Below are 17,474 nucleotides of genomic sequence, written 5' to 3' on the forward strand. Positions count from 1 at the left end.
GGATGTTATTCGTCCCCGGCGCGGCGGGTATGATGTAATGGTAGCCTGTCAGCTTCCCAAGCTGAACGCGCGGGTTCGATTCCCGCTACCCGCTCCAATCACTCGGATCGACGGGCCTGAAACAGATTGATTTCGGCTGGGATATGCACGGCTTTCTCGGTGGCATACGGGCGGAACGCGTTGGCAACAGAATGCTGAATCGCGGCTACATCCTCAGGCTGGCCGTCGAAATGGGCGATGACGCGGGCTGCAGGACCAACGCTGGTGCACAGCTCTGCACAACCCTGCAGTGTTCCTTGAAAGTGGAGTGAAAGCGGCGCAGCGTCGACGTGAATGTCCGTCAGCCCTGCCTGCGCCAGCAACCCGCAGACGCGTTCCCGATCATGAAACGCCAGAGGGCCAGGGACATTGCGGTCCACCTTTGGTGGAGTGCCAAGGCGTTCGGTGGCCGCAACGTGAGGCAGTTTGAACCACGGGTTCCCCTGCAAAGGACCCCAGGCGGCAAAGGTCATCTGGCCACCGGGTTTCAAAGCACGGGCCATGTTTGCGAAGGCCGATACGGTGTCTTCAAAAAACATGACGCCGAACCGCGAGATCATGGCATCCCGTTCGCCTTCGGCGAAGGTATGCGTTTGGGCGTCGGCGTACTGAAAAGCAATGTTCTCTGCACAGGCATCGGATGCACGGAGTGCCGCGCGGTCCAGAAACTGCTGAGACAAATCTGCGGCCAGAATGTGCCCTTCCGCACCGACAGCCCGGGACGCTGCGATTGAACTAGCGCCAGTACCACAACCGATGTCCAATACGCGCATTCCCGGCTGAATTTGTGCGCGTTCCAGCACGAGATCCAGAACCGGGGCCATCAATTCGTCCAGCTGATCTTCATAGGTCAGCCACTTGGCCCCGGACGGAGATTTGCCCCAGTATTCGGCCTGTTCTTCGTTTGCAGTCTGCATGTCGCCCCCTGTTTTCAGGGGCGACTATGACCTCCTGCGTCGCCGACGGCCAGATTTTTCTTCGCCGCCACCAGAGTTGAAGGATGGGGAGGGAAGGGTGACCACCTGAGCCAGCTCCGGGAAGGGGTCCGTTTTGTGGGGTATGGCGTTCGCTGCGACGAAATGGTCCTGGAACTTTGGCTCGATTGCCGTTTCGATCTTGGTGATTTCACGCACAACGCGTTCTATTTCGGACCGTGCACCGATATTGCACAGCGCGATCCGAGCGCCGGTGCCGGCGGCGTTGCCAGCGCTTGAGACCTTGTCCAAGGGCGCGTCTGGGATCATGCCCAAAACCATCGCGTGTTTGGTTGAGATATGCGCACCAAAGGCCCCGGCCAGAACAACGCGGTCCACTGTGTCGACTTTCATTTCGTCCATCAGCAAGCGCGCACCGGCATAGAGCGCCGATTTGGCCAACTGGATCGCGCGGATATCGCCTTGAGTAACTGTGATGCGCGGGCCACCCTCGGCGCTGGCATCGTGGATCAGATAGGCGTGCGTGCGCCCCTCGGGTACACAGCGGATCGTGCCGGTTTGTTCGGCCGACCCGATCAGGCCGCCTTCGTCCAACAAGCCCGCGATCCGCATTTCGGCCACCGCTTCGATAATGCCCGAGCCGCAAATGCCTGTGATGCCGGTGGTGGCGACGTCCTGATCGAAGCCTTCTTCGTCGGACCATTTGTCCGAGCCGATGATGCGGAACCTGGGCTCCTTGGTGACAGGATCGATTTCGATCCGTTCAATGGCTCCGGGCGCGGCGCGCTGCCCTGAACTGATCTGCGCGCCTTCAAAGGCCGGACCGGTGGGCGAAGAACAAGCCAACACCCGGCTGGTGTCGCCCAGCAGGATTTCTGCGTTCGTTCCAACATCCACAATCAGCACGAGGTCCTCGGATTTGCCCGGTTCTTCGGACAAAGCCACCGCTGCGCAGTCCGCGCCCACATGGCCTGCGATACAGGGCAGGATGTAAACCTGCGCGCGGGCGTTCATTTTGGTCAGGTTCATTTCACGCGCGGGCAGGGACATGCTTTCTGATGTTGCCAAGGCAAAGGGTGCCTGGCCCAGTTCGACCGGATCAAGACCCAGCAGCAGGTGGTGCATGACCGGGTTACAGACGAATACTGTTTCCACGATCAGTTCCACGTCGATCCCGGCCTCATCAGCGATCGAGGTCGTCAGGTCGTTGATCGCCTCACGGACGGCCTTGGTCATTTCCTGATCGCCACCGGGGTTCATCATAGAATAGGATACGCGACTCATGAGGTCTTCGCCAAAGCGGATCTGCGGGTTCATCAGACCGGATGAGGCTTTGACCTCACCAGTCTCCAGATCGGTCAGGTGGGCCGCGATCGTGGTCGATCCGAGGTCGATGGCTAGACCATAAAGTCCATGCTCATGCAGGCCGGGCCAGATTTCGACAATCCGTGCAACCGTGTCTTTGTGGCCTTTGTGAACTGCGACTGTGACCTCCCATTTCCCTTTGCGCAGAACAGGCTGCAGTTTTGACATCAGCGACAGATCGGCGGTCACGGCCTCGATCTTCCACTGCTCGCGCAGAGCGCGCTCCAGCCGCTCCAGATCACCGGTGGGCGAGTGCATGTCGGGTTCTTCGACCACCACAAAATACAGGCGAGTCGCCGGATCCATGGTGATAGCGCGCGCAGCGGCGGCCTTGCGGACGACTTGGCGGTGCACCTGGCTTTCGGGCGGCACGTCAATCACGATGTCACCCTGAACGGTGGCCTGACAGCCCAGGCGACGGCCAGGCTTCAGACCGCGCTTGTCGTCGTAACGCTGCTCGACCGCGTTCCATTCGCTCAGCGCATCCTCGGAAACAGTCACGCCGTGCTTGGGGAACTCGCCATAGCTGGGCGTGATCTGGCATTTCGAGCAGATCCCGCGGCCGCCACAGACGGAATCCAGATCGACGCCCAGCTGCCGTGCAGCGGTCAAAACCGGAGTACCCACGGGGAAGTGCCCGCGTTTGCCCGACGGGGTAAAGACGACAAGGGGGTCGGTGGTCATTTTTGGCCTGCCTTTTGTATTCGCGCGTATGCCGGGCAAGATATGGGTTTACGCGCAAAGGGAAAGGCCATTCAGCGGCACGTTTTGCTCGTCTTGCGTCGTTTTTTATCGAGGTATAGGCCCGCAGAGGCAAACTAGTTTAGGTCAGGGGCTTTTCCTTGGCTCAAATCCATGTAATAGGGTCACCGCCAAACGGGCTTTTGCATGGGGTTAGTAGATGCAGATTCGTGAGGCACTTACCTTTGACGACGTACTCTTGGTTCCGGGGGCATCGACGGTGCTGCCTGCGACGGCAGATACGACGACGCGCGTGACGCGTGAGATCACCATGAACATCCCACTACTCAGCTCGGCCATGGACACGGTGACCGAAGCGCGTATGGCCATTGCGATGGCACAGGCGGGTGGTATCGGGGTCATCCACAAGAACCTGACAGTCGAAGAGCAAGCCCGCGAAGTGCGTCGGGTCAAACGGTTCGAATCCGGGATTGTTTACAACCCCGTGACCCTGCGCGCGGATCAGACGCTGGCGGATGCTCAGGCGCTGGTTCAGCGGTATAACTTTACCGGCTTCCCTGTTGTCGATGATGAAGGCCGCGTGGTTGGCATCGTGACGAACCGCGATATGCGCTTTGCCACTTCGGACGATACCCCGATCAAGGCGATGATGACGGCAGACAATCTGGCCATGCTGCAAGAGCCTGCGGATCTGGAAGAGGCCAAGAGCCTTATGCGTGCCCGCCGGATCGAGAAGCTGTTGGTCGTTGATGGAAACGGTAAGCTAACCGGCCTTCTGACCTTGAAAGACACCGAGCAAGCTGTGCTGAACCCAACCGCTTGCAAAGACCGATTGGGTCGCCTGCGTGTGGCTGCGGCAACGTCCGTTGGCGATGCAGGGTTCGAGCGGTCCGAGCAGTTGGTGGATTCCGGTGCGGATATCATCGTGGTGGACACCGCTCATGGCCATTCGCAAGGCGTTCTGGACGCAGTGAAGCGGGTCAAGACACTATCGAACGAGGTTCAGATCATCGCGGGCAACGTAGCAACCGGTGAAGCGACCAAGGCTCTGATCGATGCTGGCGCGGATGCAATCAAGGTCGGTATCGGGCCTGGCTCGATCTGTACCACGCGGATGGTTGCCGGCGTCGGTGTGCCTCAGCTAACAGCGATCATGGACTGCGCGTCGGCCGCCGGAGATGTTCCGGTCATCGCGGATGGTGGCATCAAATTCTCGGGCGATTTCGCCAAAGCCATTGCGGCGGGTGCGTCCTGCGCGATGGTCGGTTCAATGATCGCTGGCACCGATGAAAGCCCGGGTGAGGTAATCCTGTACCAGGGCCGGTCGTTCAAATCCTATCGCGGAATGGGCAGCCTCGGTGCCATGGCGCGCGGTTCGGCGGATCGCTATTTCCAAAAGGACGCAGCAAACGACAAGCTGGTGCCTGAAGGGATCGAGGGGCAGGTGCCTTATAAAGGCTCGGCCAGCGCAGTGGTTCACCAGTTGGTTGGCGGTCTGCGCGCGGCGATGGGCTATACCGGCTGCGCCACGGTCGAAGAGATGCGGAAGAACTGCAATTTCGTGAAAATCACCGGCGCAGGGCTGAAAGAAAGCCACGTTCATGACGTTCAGATCACCCGCGAAAGCCCGAACTACCGGGTGATGTGACGCAACTAAGTTTGCGGCGCGGCGCCCCAGCCCGGGCGCCGTTTTGCGTTTAAGCCCTCGCGGGCCATCCAGTGAAATCGGAAAACTCCATGACCCCAGCAGCGCGTGTTCAGGCTTCGATTGAAATCATCGACGATATTCTCGCTGGCGCACCGGTTGAGAAAGCCCTGACCGGATGGGCGCGTCGAAGCCGATTTGCGGGGTCCAAGGATCGCGCGGCCGTTCGCGATCATGTGTTCGAAGCGCTGCGTTGCAAGCGATCCTTTGCAGCATTGGGCGGGTCTTCGACCGGGCGCGGGATCATGATTGGCTCAATCCGCGCAAGCGGCGGCGACCCTGACGTTTTGTTTTCCGGAGATCGACACGCACCGGCCCCAGTCAGCGACCTGGAAACTGGGCGCGATTTCACGTCCGAGGCCGAGCGGTACGATATCCCTGACTGGCTCTGGCCGCGCTTTCAGGCCGCGCTTGGTGATCAGGCGGTTGCGGCGGCCAAGGCTCTGCAAGGTCGGGCACCCGTACATTTGCGAGCCAACCTCGTTAAAACCGACCGTGCTGGCGCGATTGCCGCGTTGGCCGAGGAAGGAATAAGTGCCCGGGCGCATCCGGTTTGTGAAACTGCGTTGGAAGTCACTGAAGGCGCTCGAAAAATCTCTCAGGGACGCGCGTACAATGCGGGTTTGGTCGAACTGCAGGACGCGGCAAGTCAGGCTGTCGTCGAGGCGTTAGATTTAAGGCCGGGCCTGCGTGTGCTGGACTATTGCGCAGGCGGCGGCGGAAAGTCCCTGGCGCTTGCGGCCCATCCAGGCATTGAGGTCTATGCTCATGATGTGAATACGGGGCGCATGCGCGATCTCCCTGCCAGGGCCAAGCGCGCCGGTGTTGCAATCCGATGCCTGCAGCCTGAGGAGGTCGCGAAACAAGCACCCTTTGACGTGGTTCTGGTCGACGCGCCCTGTTCCGGCAGCGGATCATGGCGGCGTGCTCCGGCGGGAAAGTGGGCGCTGACCGAAGAAAAGCTGGGCGCGCTGAATACCGTTCAGTCAGACATTCTGAAATCCGCGTCCAGGCTGATAACCCCGGATGGAGTGCTAGCCTATGCCACCTGTTCAATGCTGGATGGGGAAAACGGCGAAATCGTGGATGATTTTCTTAAGAAAAATCCGGAATGGACTGGGGCATTTCGGAAATCGTGGCTTGTGACACACGGCGCAGACGGCTTTTTCTCGGCACACTTGACGCGATAACGCGTCAACCGATAACAACTTTAGGTAGAAAGCGTCACTGACTTTAAGGGGGCGTTAACCATATTTGGGCTGAGTGTGACAAAGCCTTCCGCACCGAGTTGTTAATGTCTGAGACCGCAGAGATTTTTCCCGAACCGACATTCCGCAAGACACCGGCGCTCGGCCGACTTTTACCATTGGTTGTCCTGGGTGCGCTGCTGAGCTTGACGCCGCTGACAGGGATGTTGCCGTCAGTCTGGACCACAGGATTTGTTGTCGCTGGGGTATCTTTGTTGTGCGCCGGTTTACTGGTTGTACTTCGGGGCCAGATCTCGGATTGGTCGGCACGCAGATCTGCCAGGGTGATGGCGGTTTTTGCCGAACAGGATTTGTCTCCCACCGTGATCGCAACTGCAAACGGGGACATTCTGACCGCAAACTCTCGGGCAAGGGCACAGTTTCACGCGTCTCCCGGCGTGCGTCTGGAGCAATGCCTGAAATCGATGTTCGCGAATCCCGCTGCAATTTTGTTGCGTCTGCAATCCACCGCCGAGATTCATGAAAGAGCCCGCGAGGACATCGTAACCGTCGGTTCGACAGTTCCGATATCAGTGTTCAGCGTCGGAAATGAACTGTTCTGTTGGCGGTTTCATCTCGACGAGGAAGGGCAATGGGATGACGTCGCAATTCCCGTTCTGACACACGGTCGAAACGGTACTGTTTTGCGCGTGAATGGCGTGGCTGAGCACCTGTTGGGGTTCAGGCCGGACAATGTGACTCAGGTGTTTCCCGGTGACGCGCCCATGGCCGGAGAGATTGTGCTGGCCGAAACTTCTGACGGGCAGGTTCCTGTGACCGTTTCAGAACTGTCGAATTCCGGAACCGTGCGCGATCTGCTTATCCTTCCGCTGAATTCCGCGGGATCGCACCAAGGGGATGCACCCGTCGCCGAATTGCCCGTGCCGGTAGTGTGCCTGTCGCCCAACGGAGAGATTCTTGAAGCCAATCGTATGGCAACCAAGCTGATTGGAGAGATTCAGCCGGGCAAATCGAACGTGGTGCAAATCATGCACGGGCTTGGTTATTCTATTTTGGATTGGTTGGAGAGTACGGCTGCCGAGGAAGGGGCAGTCCCACGCTCAGAATTTCTGCGGCTGACGCGGCAGGATAAAGAGGTTTTTGTCCAGGTCACGCTGAACCGGGTGACGAACAACGGGCGGGTCTGTCTGATGGCCGTGCTGAATGACGCGACCGAACTCAAGACGCTTGAGGCCCAGTTTGTGCAGGGGCAAAAGATGCAGGCTGTCGGGCAACTGGCGGGCGGCGTGGCGCATGACTTCAACAATCTTCTGACGGCAATTTCAGGACATTGCGACCTGTTGCTGTTGCGGCATGATCAAAACGATCCAAACTACGGTGATCTGGTTCAGATCAATCAAAACGCCAACCGGGCCGCAGCGCTGGTCAGTCAGTTGCTGGCCTTCTCGCGCAAGCAGACTTTGCAGCCCGAAGTTTTGGATCTGCGCGACACGATCTCGGACCTGATACATCTGTTGAACCGTCTGGTAGGCGAGAAAGTCCGCCTGACCTTGAGCCATGATCCGGTACTCAAACCCGTGCGGGCCGACAAAAGGCAGCTTGAGCAGGTCTTTATGAACCTGGTCGTGAACGCTCGGGATGCGATGCCCGAAGGTGGCGAAGTGCGTATCGAGACCGAGGTTGTGTCGCTGACCGAACCGCTCAGGCGCGATCGCGCAACAGTTCAGCCCGGCGAATACGTCACCGTGAAAGTGATCGACAGTGGCACGGGTATCCCGGTGGATAAGCTGCAAAAGGTGTTCGAACCATTCTATACGACCAAACGAACCGGCGAAGGCACAGGTCTTGGTCTGTCGACAGTCTATGGAATCGTGAAGCAGACCGGAGGGTTTATCTTCGTCGACAGCGTTCAGGGGCGGGGAACTGAATTTACGGTGTATCTGCCGGTTTCGGCGGCACCGCAAAAGGAGGATCAGGACCACTCAAGTGTTCCGGAAAACCCGAGCGCGCGGCAGGGAGAGGGTGTGGTCTTGCTGGTCGAAGACGAAGCACCGGTCCGCGCGTTCGCCACGCGGGCATTGCGTTTGAAGGGATACACCGTACTGGAAGCAGGCTCAGCTGAAGAGGCGCTGCATCTGCTGGAAGACGGCTCCCTGAACGTGGACGCCTTCGTCACGGACGTTGTCATGCCGGGAATGGACGGACCGACCTGGGTGCGCAAAGCGATGGAGACACGTCCGGATGTTCGCGTGATCTTCATGTCGGGCTATACAGAGGGCGCATTCGGAGATTCTGGCCCTGAGATTGCGAATTCGACCTTCTTGCCCAAACCGTTTTCGCTGACACAGCTGACCGAAGCGGTTTTCCAGCAATTGAACTAACGTGTTAAAGCGCCGCGTCGTGGCAGGAGAACTCGGCCGCGTGGTGTTTGCGGAACTTCCTTTCCGTTTCCGGCTGCAAAGAAAGCTCGCGAACGGGCGAAACATTTTCTCGTTCAAGCTTTATTTCCATGTTCAACCGATCCTGCAGGAAGCTCAGAATCTTGTCCTGGTTTTCGTATTTGAAGACATGTGTCGCGCCGAATCCGTTGTTTCGTGTGCGAAAAAACTGGCTCTGACTACCGACATCCGCAAATTCAGGTCGGGGATTTCGCATATAGGCCTGCACGAAGTCGTCAAAGCTAAGATCGCGGGTTGAGTGCGGATGATCGATGCGGTCGTCGCGGCTGCGATATTTATACCAACTGCCTAGCCAGTCGATTGGTTCGCGCACTACGGCCATGATTTCCATTTCGGTGTCGTACATTTTTTGAAAAATGTTCTGGAAAAACCTGTCATAACGGCGCACCGGGGCATGTTTCAGCTCAGGCGGACCGGTGACGACAAAGTCCGCGCGATCGCTCAGGGCGGAGTGGTAAGCTGTGCTGCCTGTTTTGGGAACAGCCAGAAACGCAAGGCGTTCCTTATAAAAAACAAGCATTTAATCGCCCTTTGCCAAGGAATCTTACAAGCGCAGATTGGCGTAAACGACTCTTTAACACAATTGCCCAACAGTAAGTATTGTAAGTTTTAGTTGAAATGTTCTCTTTTTGGTCCCATAAGGAACAAGAGGCGAACAAAGCAGCGATTGCCGCCCGATCAAGGGTGTGACAAAAGAGAAGGCGACAGGACAATGGCGGATCTTCTGACAATGAGCGACAAGAAAAACGCAGACAAGCAAAAGGCGCTCGACAGCGCGCTGGCACAGATCGAACGGCAGTTCGGCAAGGGCTCGATCATGAAGCTGGGTGAAGATGCCAAGCAGGATATCGATGCAAGCTCGACCGGGTCTTTGGGCTTGGATATCGCGCTGGGAATTGGTGGCCTGCCAATGGGCCGGATCGTTGAGATTTATGGCCCGGAAAGCTCGGGTAAGACGACGCTGACGCTGCACTGTATTGCAGAACAGCAGAAACGCGGCGGTGTCTGTGCCTTTGTGGACGCGGAACACGCACTGGACCCGCAATACGCTCGCAAACTGGGTGTTGATCTGGACGAGTTGCTGATCTCGCAGCCGGATACCGGTGAGCAGGCGCTTGAGATTACCGATACGCTGGTGCGGTCGGGCGCGGTCAACATGGTTGTCGTGGACTCGGTGGCGGCGCTGACGCCGAAATCGGAACTCGAAGGCGACATGGGTGACAGCAATGTTGGCGTCCAAGCCCGCCTGATGAGCCAGGCGATGCGCAAGCTGACCGGCTCGATCAGCCGCTCGAACTGCATGGTGATCTTCATCAACCAGATTCGGATGAAGATCGGCGTCATGTTTGGCAGCCCGGAAACCACGACCGGTGGTAACGCTCTGAAGTTCTACAGTTCTGTCCGTCTGGATATCCGCCGGATTGGTGCGATCAAGGACCGGGATGAGGTCGTGGGCAACCAAACCCGTGTCAAAGTGGTCAAGAACAAGGTGGCGCCGCCCTTCAAGCAGGTGGAATTCGACATCATGTATGGCGAAGGTATCTCGAAAATGGGCGAGCTTCTGGACCTCGGCGTCAAGGCTGGTGTGGTCGAGAAGTCGGGTTCTTGGTTCAGCTATGGCGACGAGCGGATCGGGCAGGGGCGTGAGAATGCCAAGCAATACCTGCGCGACAACAGCCGCGCCGCGCTGGAGATCGAAGACAAGATTCGCGCCGCCCACGGTCTGGAATTTGACATGCCGCCCGGCGCGGCTGAGGAAGATGACATCCTTGAAGCATAATTGACGCCGAGGGGGCTGAGTACGCCCTGAGAAGCGAAACTAGTCAAAACAAGGCGGTCCATCAGGGCCGCCTTGTTTCATCTCGGCTCGCCAACGCTGTGGACACCACCGAGGCACGGGGATAAACCCAATTCGGAACAAAATGATTGCGCGCCGAGAGAGCCTTATGCCCACGCTGAATGATATCCGCTCAACTTTTCTGAATTATTTTGCCAAACAGGGGCATGAAGTGGTCGCGTCCAGCCCGCTGGTCCCGCGCAATGACCCGACCCTGATGTTCGTCAACTCGGGTATGGTTCAGTTCAAGAACCTGTTTACCGGCGTTGAAACCCGCGACTATCAGCGGGCGACGACATCGCAGAAATGTGTAAGGGCAGGTGGTAAGCACAATGATCTGGACAACGTGGGCTACACCGCGCGCCACCATACGTTCTTTGAAATGCTGGGTAACTTTTCGTTCGGTGACTACTTCAAGCACGAGGCGATTCCGTTTGCCTGGGAATTGATCACCAAAGAGTTCGGTATCGACAAGAACCGTCTTCTGACCACGGTGTATCACACCGATGACGAGGCGTTTGAAATCTGGAAAAAGGTCGGTGTGCCCGAAGACCGGATCATCCGCATCGCCACCAGCGACAACTTCTGGCAGATGGGCCCGACCGGTCCGTGCGGTCCTTGCACCGAGATTTTCTATGACCACGGCGATCACATCTGGGGCGGCCCTCCGGGTTCGGCCGAGGAAGATGGTGACCGGTTCATCGAGATATGGAACATCGTTTTCATGCAGAACGAGCAGTTCGAAGATGGCTCGATGGTCGAGCTGGACATGCAGTCGATCGATACCGGTATGGGGCTGGAACGCATTGGCGCTCTGCTGCAGGGCAGCCATGACAACTATGACACCGATCTGTTCAAAACCCTGATCGAGGCATCGGCGGATGCAACAGGAGTCGATCCTTACGGTGATCAGAACGTGCACCACCGGGTGATCGCGGATCACCTGCGCTCGACTTCATTCCTGATTGCTGACGGTGTGATGCCGTCGAATGATGGGCGCGGTTATGTGTTGCGTCGGATCATGCGCCGCGCCATGCGCCACGCGCATCTTTTGGGTGCGAAAGATCCGGTGATGCACCGCCTGGTGCCCAGCCTGGTGCAACTGATGGGTGCGCAATACACCGAACTGGGGCAGGCCCAGCCGTTGATTGAAGAGACGCTGCTGCTGGAAGAGACGCGGTTCAAGCAGACTTTGGACCGTGGTCTGAAGCTGCTGGATGATGAAGTCGCTGGTTTGGCCGAGGGTGCTGCGCTGCCCGGCGATGCTGCGTTCAAACTATATGACACTTATGGTTTCCCGCTGGACCTGACGCAGGACGCCCTGCGCGAAAGGGGCCGCACCGTAGACACCGATGGGTTTGACGCGGCTATGGCCGAGCAAAAAGCCAAAGCACGTGCAGCTTGGGCCGGATCGGGCGAGGCTGCGGATCAGGCCGTTTGGTTTGATGTCCTGGATAGCGCCGGTGCCACAGATTTTCTTGGCTATGACACGGAAATGGCGGAAGGGCAGATCGCGGCTCTGGTCGTCGATGGCGCATTGGTCGACAAGATCGAAAAAGGCGGTTCCGGCTGGGTCGTTGTGAACCAGACCCCATTCTATGGCGAGGCGGGTGGTCAGGTCGGCGACACCGGCGAAATCCGACGTCTGGAAGAACGTGATGATGTGGCGCGCGTCGAGGACACCAAGAAGTTCGCGGATGGCAAGGTCTATGCCCATAAGGTCACCGTCGATCATGGCGCTCTGTCAAAGGGTGACGCGGTAGAGCTGGAGGTTGATCATGCCCGACGCACCGGTATTCGCGCCAACCACTCGGCCACGCACCTGCTGCATGAGGCGCTGCGCGAAACTCTGGGCGATCATGTCGCGCAGCGTGGATCGCTGAATGCCGCTGATCGGTTGCGGTTCGACTTTAGCCACTCCAAGGCGCTGAACCGTGATGAGATCCAGAAGGTCGAACGCGATGTAAACGAATTCATCCGCCAGAACTCGACCGTTGAGACGCGGATCATGACCCCTGATGATGCGCGAGAGCTGGGCGCACAGGCATTGTTCGGCGAGAAGTACGGCGACGAAGTTCGCGTCGTGTCCATGGGGAAAGCGCCTACAGGAAAAGGGCAGGATGGTGAAACCTGGTCCATCGAGCTGTGCGGCGGCACGCATGTTCGGCAAACAGGCGACATCGGCACCTTTGTGGTTCTGGGCGACAGCGCCAGCAGTGCTGGTGTGCGCCGGATCGAAGCCCTGACGGGTGACGAAGCCCTGCGCCATCTGTCCGAGCAGGATCAACGACTGGGTCAAATCGCGTCGGAACTGAAGGCGCAGCCGGATGATGTGGTCAGCCGTGTGAAGGCGCTGTTGGACGAACGTAAATCGCTGCAAAACGAAGTTGCACAACTGCGCCGTGATCTGGCGATGGCCGGAGGCGCCGGGCAGGGTGGTGGCGAAGCGCGGGATGTAAACGGAGTCTCTTTCCTGGCACAAGCGCTCAATGGTGTTTCGGGCAAGGACCTGCCGGCGCTGATTGATGAGCACAAAAGCCGGTTGGGTTCGGGCGCTGTTCTACTGATCGCGGATGCGGGCGGCAAGGCGGCGGTCGCGGCTGGTGTGACGGCCGACCTGACGGATAAGGTTTCTGCGGTTGATCTGGTTCGCGCAGCCGTCGCCGAACTTGGCGGCAAGGGCGGCGGCGGACGCCCGGATATGGCGCAAGGTGGCGGCAAGGACGCCTCGAACGCGGATGCGGCGATCAAGGCCGCTGAACAGGTATTGGGAGGATAAAATGGCAGCACTCTGGATTGCACATGTTACGGTGACAGATGCCGACGCATACGCGAAATACGCTGAATTGGCCGGACCTGCGATCGCCAAACACGGCGGCGCATTTATCGCGCGTGCTGCACGTTACGTTCAATTGGAAGGCAAAGAGCGTCCACGTAATGTGATTGCCCGCTTTCCCTCGGTCGAGGCTGCGGTGGAGTGTTACAACTCGCCCGAGTACCAGCAAGCGCTTGACCACGCGCGGGGGGCAAGTGAACGTGAACTGGTGGTTGTAGAAATCGCCGAATAGAATCAATAATGGCTCTGACCGGTTCACAATCAGCCGGTCGACCTCTCGGATGCGCGGATTTCAGCCGAACTGTCCGCACTTGATGGGGACTGAATCGTGGCGCTTTTGCCGCGTCTGGATTTTTTTTTGATTCCAGCGCATTATTGGAACATCCAGCGAATTTTTGGAAAATTTCGCGCCTGGATTGTGGCGGTTTTCCCCTAATTCTTGCGCGAAATGGTCATACTAAGTTACGAAATTCCGCCTTTTTTCACCTGCAGGTTCGCCTCAGATTGTACAAGCGCTACCGTTTACCAGTAGGTGATAGTAAGTGAACGCGGTCCCGTTTGTCGGCAATCGGTTGAACAAACTGGGATCGAGGTACAGGCATGAAATCGGTGAATATCGGACTCAAAACTGCTCTCGGGCGGTTTGTAACAAATTCAGGTCGGGCAGTGGGGATTGCTGCTTTTGTGTTCGGAGCAGCGTTTGCTGGTTCTCGAGTCGATGCGAGCGAGGGTAACTTCATTCGAGCCGTAGCCGCGTCTCCTCCGCCATCCGGGGCTCAGCAATTGTGCCGCCAATATGCCTGGGCGTGTTCAAGCAAGGCCTCCGTGCAAATGACGTCCCAGCAAGAAATGCAGATCATTCAGCGCGTCAACCGACATGTCAACGCGACCACGCAGGCGATTACGGATCAGTCCCAATATCGCACGCGTGAGCGGTGGGCTTTGCCGACCTCACGGGGCGGAGACTGCGAGGATTTTGCTCTTTTGAAGAAAAGAGACCTCATCAGAGCTGGAGTCGATCCAAGTAAGCTGCTGATTGCAACCGTACTGGACACGCGGCGGAATGCGCATGCTGTTTTGGTCTATCGGTCTGCGGGCGGAGATCTGGTACTGGACAACCTGACCAACAGGATCAAACCTTGGTCGGCGACCCGATACTTGTTCCTTCGGATGCAGGATCCAAAGAAACCCAGCAATTGGGTTGGTGTGTACGGCAAAAGCTAAGCTTCTTCGTTAGTCTAATCCGGCACCCAAGACATGCCAAAAGGGGCGACGCTTGGCTCGCCCCTTTGTTTTGAAAGCGCCGCACTAGATATTTTGCGCTTTCAATAGTTTAGCTCGCGGTATTGCGATCAGAGCGTGCCACCGCTGCCGTCGGCTCCGCCGCCGCTGGCACCACCGGCGCTACCGCCGCCGCCATCGCTGCCGCCGCCGCTGGCACCACCGGCGCTGCCGCCGCCGCCATCGCTGCCGCCGCCGCTGGCTCCACCCGCGTCGCCACCGCTACCATCGCTGCCGCCGCCGCCGGAATCGCTGTTGCTGCCGCCGTTGCCGTCGCCGCTGTTCGAATTTCCGCCGTCATTGCTGCCGCCATTGCCGCTGCCGCTGTCGGAGTTACCGCCGCCATTGCTGCCGCCGTTTCCGTCGCCGCTGCTGGAGTTGCCGCCGCCGTTGCTGCCGCCGTTACCTCTTCCGCTGCCGGAATCCGCGCCGCCATTGCTGCCGCCGCTGCCGTTGCTACCGCCGCCGTTACTTCCACCGGCACTACCGCCGCTGCCAGCTCCGCCGCCGCCGTTACCACCGCCGCCGCCGCCGTTACCACCGCCGCTGCCGCCGTTACCACCGCCGCCGTTACCACCGCCGCTGCCATCGTTACCGTTTCCGTCTTCACCACGGGTGCCAGACACTCCTGCGCCACTACTGCTTCCACCCGAAGCGCCGCTGCCACTGGCAGAGCTACTGTCGTCGTCTTCACTGTTCCGGTTCCGTGTCACGGTCGCCGTCGGGATGTCAGTCAAGATAGCTGCAAAAAGGGGACAAGACTCTGACGTCCGCGCAAGGATATCCTCGAAATCGGCGCGGCGCTGGATGTAACGCAGCATCCTCTTGTCGACGACTTTGCAACTACAAAGCGTTTCGGTCGAAACAGATTGCCGGGCTGTTTTGACGTTACAAACCTCAGCTGCCTGAGCCGCGCTGGACGCCATAAATGGGAATGTCGCGGATACAAATACAATCGAATATAAACGGGACCTTACGCGCATAGCGCTACTCCTTCAAACTCATTACCTACAAACTAGAACGAAGCAATTGTGCCATAGTTTGGACAAAAATACATCCGTATATTGCCGCATTTTGTCGCCGACTGTCAGCAACAAAGATTGAGCAAATTGCAACTTATTGGTGAAACTATATGAAAAACAAAAAGAAAAGCCCGCCAGCGTGACGGGCTTTGTCGCTTTGGAAATAGGCTATCTGGAAGCAAATGTGTCACATTTGAGGCATTGTTTTCCATTCGCAAACAATGCCTCAAGCCGGATCAGGCGGATTTTGCCATCCGTTTCCGCTCGTGAGGATCAAGGTAGCGCTTGCGCAACCGAACGGCGTTTGGCGTGACTTCAACCAGTTCGTCATCGTCGATGTAAGCGATTGCCTCTTCCAGCGAGAACTGAACTGGCGGCGTCAGACGGACCGCGTCATCAGACCCGCTGGCGCGAACGTTGGTCAGCTTTTTGCCCTTGAGCGGGTTCACTTCAAGGTCGTTGTCTCTTGAGTGTTCGCCAATGACCATACCCTGATAAACGTCCGTCTGTGGGTTCACGAACATTCGGCCACGCTCTTCCAGGTTCCACAGGGCGTAAGCGACGGCCTGTCCGTTTTCCATAGAGATCAGAACGCCTGCACGACGGCCCGGGATCGGGCCTTTATGCGCAGCCCAGCCGTGGAACACACGGTTCAGAACGCCGGTTCCGCGCGTGTCAGTCAGGAACTCACCGTGATAGCCGATCAATCCACGCGACGGCACATGCGCGATGATACGCGTCTTGCCCGCGCCAGCTGGGCGCATTTCGGCGAGTTCGCCCTTGCGCGCACCGGTGATCTTTTCGATCACAGCGCCCGAGTACTCGTCGTCCACATCGATGGTTACTTCTTCGATCGGTTCCAGCCGCTGGCCGTCTTCTTCGCGGAACAGAACCTGCGGGCGTGAGATGCTGAGCTCGAACCCTTCGCGGCGCATGTTCTCGATCAGAACACCCATCTGCAATTCACCCCGTCCGGCAACCTCAAAGGCTTCGCCGCCTGGGGTATCGGTGATGCGGATGGCCACGTTGGATTCCGCTTCTTTCATCAGACGGTCACGAATGACACGCGACTGAACCTTTTTGCCGTCACGACCGGCCAAAGGAGAGTCGTTGATACCGAAGGTCACGGTGATGGTCGGTGGATCAATTGGCTGGGCGGGCAGGGCTTCTTCGACCTGCGGAGAAACCAGCGAGTCGGCCACGGTTGCCTTGCTCATCCCGGCAATGGTGACGATGTCACCGGCTTCGGCAACGTCGATGGGCTGTTGCGCCAGGCCACGGAAGGCAAGGATTTTCGACGCGCGGAAGTTCTCGATCAGAGTACCATCCCGGCTCAGCGCCTTGAGGCTGTCGCCTGCTTTCAGGGTGCCGCTTTCCACGCGGCCGGTCAGGATGCGGCCGATGAAGGGGTCGCTGCCCAGCGTAGTCGCCAGCATGCGGAAGGGTTCGTCTTTCTTGTCGGCCTGTTTCGGTGCCGGGACGTGATCGACGATCAGATCAAACAGAGCGGTCAGGTCCTTGCGCGGCCCGTCCAGCTCCATATCTGCCCAGCCCGAGCGGCCCGAGGCATACATTGCCGGAAAGTCCAGCTGATCATCGTCTGCGCCGAGGTTGGCGAACAGGTCAAAGCATTCGTCCAGCGCGCGGTCGGGTTCGGCGTCGGGTTTGTCGACCTTGTTCAGAACGACGATGGGACGCAGCCCCAGGGCCAGCGCCTTGGAGGTCACGAACTTGGTCTGCGGCATCGGGCCCTCTGCGGCGTCGACCAGCAGGACAACGCCGTCGACCATGCTGAGAATCCGCTCGACCTCGCCACCGAAATCGGCGTGGCCGGGCGTGTCGACGATGTTGATGCGCGTGCCTTTCCACTCGACCGAGGTTGCCTTGGCCAGAATGGTGATGCCGCGTTCGCGTTCCAGATCGTTGCTGTCCATGGCGCGTTCGGCCACGGCCTGATTTTCCCGGAACGCGCCGGATTGTTTGAGCAGCTCATCCACCAGGGTCGTCTTGCCGTGGTCCACGTGAGCGATGATTGCGATGTTGCGCAGGTCCATGAGAGGTCAGCCTTTGAACGGGAAGTTGCCG

Annotated in this window: 12 protein-coding genes and 1 tRNA gene; 8 read left to right on the forward strand and 5 right to left on the reverse strand. The window is 58.4% G+C overall.

All coding sequences use genetic code 11. The features are described from left to right. The first annotated feature begins 23 nt into the window (after positions 1 to 23). Positions 24 to 97: transfer RNA gene (locus tag MHN28_RS01045), tRNA-Gly, on the forward strand. A gap of 1 nt (position 98) precedes the next feature. Here the strand turns inward: MHN28_RS01045 and MHN28_RS01050 are convergent. Continuing rightward, a complete protein-coding gene (locus MHN28_RS01050) occupies positions 99 to 956 on the reverse strand; it encodes a class I SAM-dependent methyltransferase (protein WP_239335104.1) in 858 nt (285 codons plus the stop codon). Positions 957 to 980: 24 nt separating this feature from the next. After that, complete coding sequence (locus tag MHN28_RS01055; protein WP_239335106.1) at positions 981 to 3,023, reverse strand: ASKHA domain-containing protein; 2,043 nt, start codon at positions 3,021 to 3,023, stop codon at positions 981 to 983. 217 nt (positions 3,024 to 3,240) lie between these two features. Here MHN28_RS01055 and guaB point away from each other — a divergent pair, with 217 nt between their 5' ends. From guaB to MHN28_RS01070, 3 genes are all read left to right on the forward strand, one after another. After that, complete coding sequence (gene guaB / locus MHN28_RS01060) at positions 3,241 to 4,689, forward strand: IMP dehydrogenase (protein WP_239335108.1); 1,449 nt, start codon at positions 3,241 to 3,243, stop codon at positions 4,687 to 4,689. A gap of 89 nt (positions 4,690 to 4,778) precedes the next feature. Beyond that, the gene (locus MHN28_RS01065) at positions 4,779 to 5,936 is read left to right on the forward strand and encodes an RsmB/NOP family class I SAM-dependent RNA methyltransferase (RefSeq protein ID WP_239335111.1); all 1,158 of its coding nucleotides are present in this window, start codon (positions 4,779 to 4,781) and stop codon (positions 5,934 to 5,936) included. 104 nt (positions 5,937 to 6,040) lie between these two features. Next, positions 6,041 to 8,335 (forward strand): ATP-binding protein, encoded by a 2,295-nt coding sequence (locus MHN28_RS01070; RefSeq protein WP_239335113.1) that lies wholly within the window; start codon positions 6,041 to 6,043, stop codon positions 8,333 to 8,335. Positions 8,336 to 8,339: 4 nt separating this feature from the next. On the opposite strand, the gene MHN28_RS01075 is transcribed toward MHN28_RS01070, so the two are convergent. Beyond that, complete coding sequence (locus tag MHN28_RS01075; RefSeq protein WP_239335115.1) at positions 8,340 to 8,933, reverse strand: sulfotransferase family 2 domain-containing protein; 594 nt, start codon at positions 8,931 to 8,933, stop codon at positions 8,340 to 8,342. A gap of 192 nt (positions 8,934 to 9,125) precedes the next feature. On the opposite strand from MHN28_RS01075, the gene recA reads away from it, so the two are divergent. From recA to MHN28_RS01095, 4 genes are all read left to right on the forward strand, one after another. Then, positions 9,126 to 10,193 (forward strand): recombinase RecA, encoded by a 1,068-nt coding sequence (gene recA / locus MHN28_RS01080; RefSeq protein ID WP_239335117.1) that lies wholly within the window; start codon positions 9,126 to 9,128, stop codon positions 10,191 to 10,193. 166 nt (positions 10,194 to 10,359) lie between these two features. Beyond that, entirely contained in the window at positions 10,360 to 13,029 is a 2,670-nt protein-coding gene (gene alaS, locus MHN28_RS01085; protein WP_239335119.1) for an alanine--tRNA ligase, read from the forward strand. A gap of 1 nt (position 13,030) precedes the next feature. Next, positions 13,031 to 13,318, forward strand: a complete 288-nt coding sequence (locus tag MHN28_RS01090) for a DUF1330 domain-containing protein (RefSeq protein ID WP_239335121.1) — start codon at positions 13,031 to 13,033, stop codon at positions 13,316 to 13,318. Between the two features lie 368 nt (positions 13,319 to 13,686). Further along, positions 13,687 to 14,310, forward strand: coding sequence for a transglutaminase-like cysteine peptidase (locus tag MHN28_RS01095; protein ID WP_239335123.1), 624 nt, complete (start codon positions 13,687 to 13,689; stop codon positions 14,308 to 14,310). A gap of 128 nt (positions 14,311 to 14,438) precedes the next feature. On the opposite strand, the gene MHN28_RS01100 is transcribed toward MHN28_RS01095, so the two are convergent. Beyond that, positions 14,439 to 15,188, reverse strand: a complete 750-nt coding sequence (locus MHN28_RS01100; RefSeq protein WP_239335125.1) for a hypothetical protein — start codon at positions 15,186 to 15,188, stop codon at positions 14,439 to 14,441. A gap of 437 nt (positions 15,189 to 15,625) precedes the next feature. Next, positions 15,626 to 17,443: a translational GTPase TypA gene (gene typA / locus MHN28_RS01105; RefSeq protein ID WP_239335126.1), complete on the reverse strand. Its 1,818-nt coding sequence runs from the start codon at positions 17,441 to 17,443 to the stop codon at positions 15,626 to 15,628. Between the last annotated feature and the right edge of the window lie 31 nt (positions 17,444 to 17,474).

It is taken from the genome of Ruegeria sp. Ofav3-42 (assembly GCF_022347725.1).
Classification (GTDB): domain Bacteria; phylum Pseudomonadota; class Alphaproteobacteria; order Rhodobacterales; family Rhodobacteraceae; genus Ruegeria.

Excerpts from the sequence above, each read along its gene's own strand:
- MHN28_RS01050 (WP_239335104.1), bottom strand. The coding sequence starts at position 956 with ATGCAGACTGCAAACGAAGAACAGGCCGAATACTGGGGCAAATCTCCG.
- MHN28_RS01055 (WP_239335106.1), bottom strand. The coding sequence starts at position 3,023 with ATGACCACCGACCCCCTTGTCGTCTTTACCCCGTCGGGCAAACGCGGG.
- guaB (WP_239335108.1), top strand. The coding sequence starts at position 3,241 with ATGCAGATTCGTGAGGCACTTACCTTTGACGACGTACTCTTGGTTCCG.
- MHN28_RS01065 (WP_239335111.1), top strand. The coding sequence starts at position 4,779 with ATGACCCCAGCAGCGCGTGTTCAGGCTTCGATTGAAATCATCGACGAT.
- MHN28_RS01070 (WP_239335113.1), top strand. The coding sequence starts at position 6,041 with ATGTCTGAGACCGCAGAGATTTTTCCCGAACCGACATTCCGCAAGACA.
- MHN28_RS01075 (WP_239335115.1), bottom strand. The coding sequence starts at position 8,933 with ATGCTTGTTTTTTATAAGGAACGCCTTGCGTTTCTGGCTGTTCCCAAA.
- recA (WP_239335117.1), top strand. The coding sequence starts at position 9,126 with ATGGCGGATCTTCTGACAATGAGCGACAAGAAAAACGCAGACAAGCAA.
- alaS (WP_239335119.1), top strand. The coding sequence starts at position 10,360 with ATGCCCACGCTGAATGATATCCGCTCAACTTTTCTGAATTATTTTGCC.
- MHN28_RS01090 (WP_239335121.1), top strand. The coding sequence starts at position 13,031 with ATGGCAGCACTCTGGATTGCACATGTTACGGTGACAGATGCCGACGCA.
- MHN28_RS01095 (WP_239335123.1), top strand. The coding sequence starts at position 13,687 with ATGAAATCGGTGAATATCGGACTCAAAACTGCTCTCGGGCGGTTTGTA.
- MHN28_RS01100 (WP_239335125.1), bottom strand. The coding sequence starts at position 15,188 with ATGCTGCGTTACATCCAGCGCCGCGCCGATTTCGAGGATATCCTTGCG.
- typA (WP_239335126.1), bottom strand. The coding sequence starts at position 17,443 with ATGGACCTGCGCAACATCGCAATCATCGCTCACGTGGACCACGGCAAG.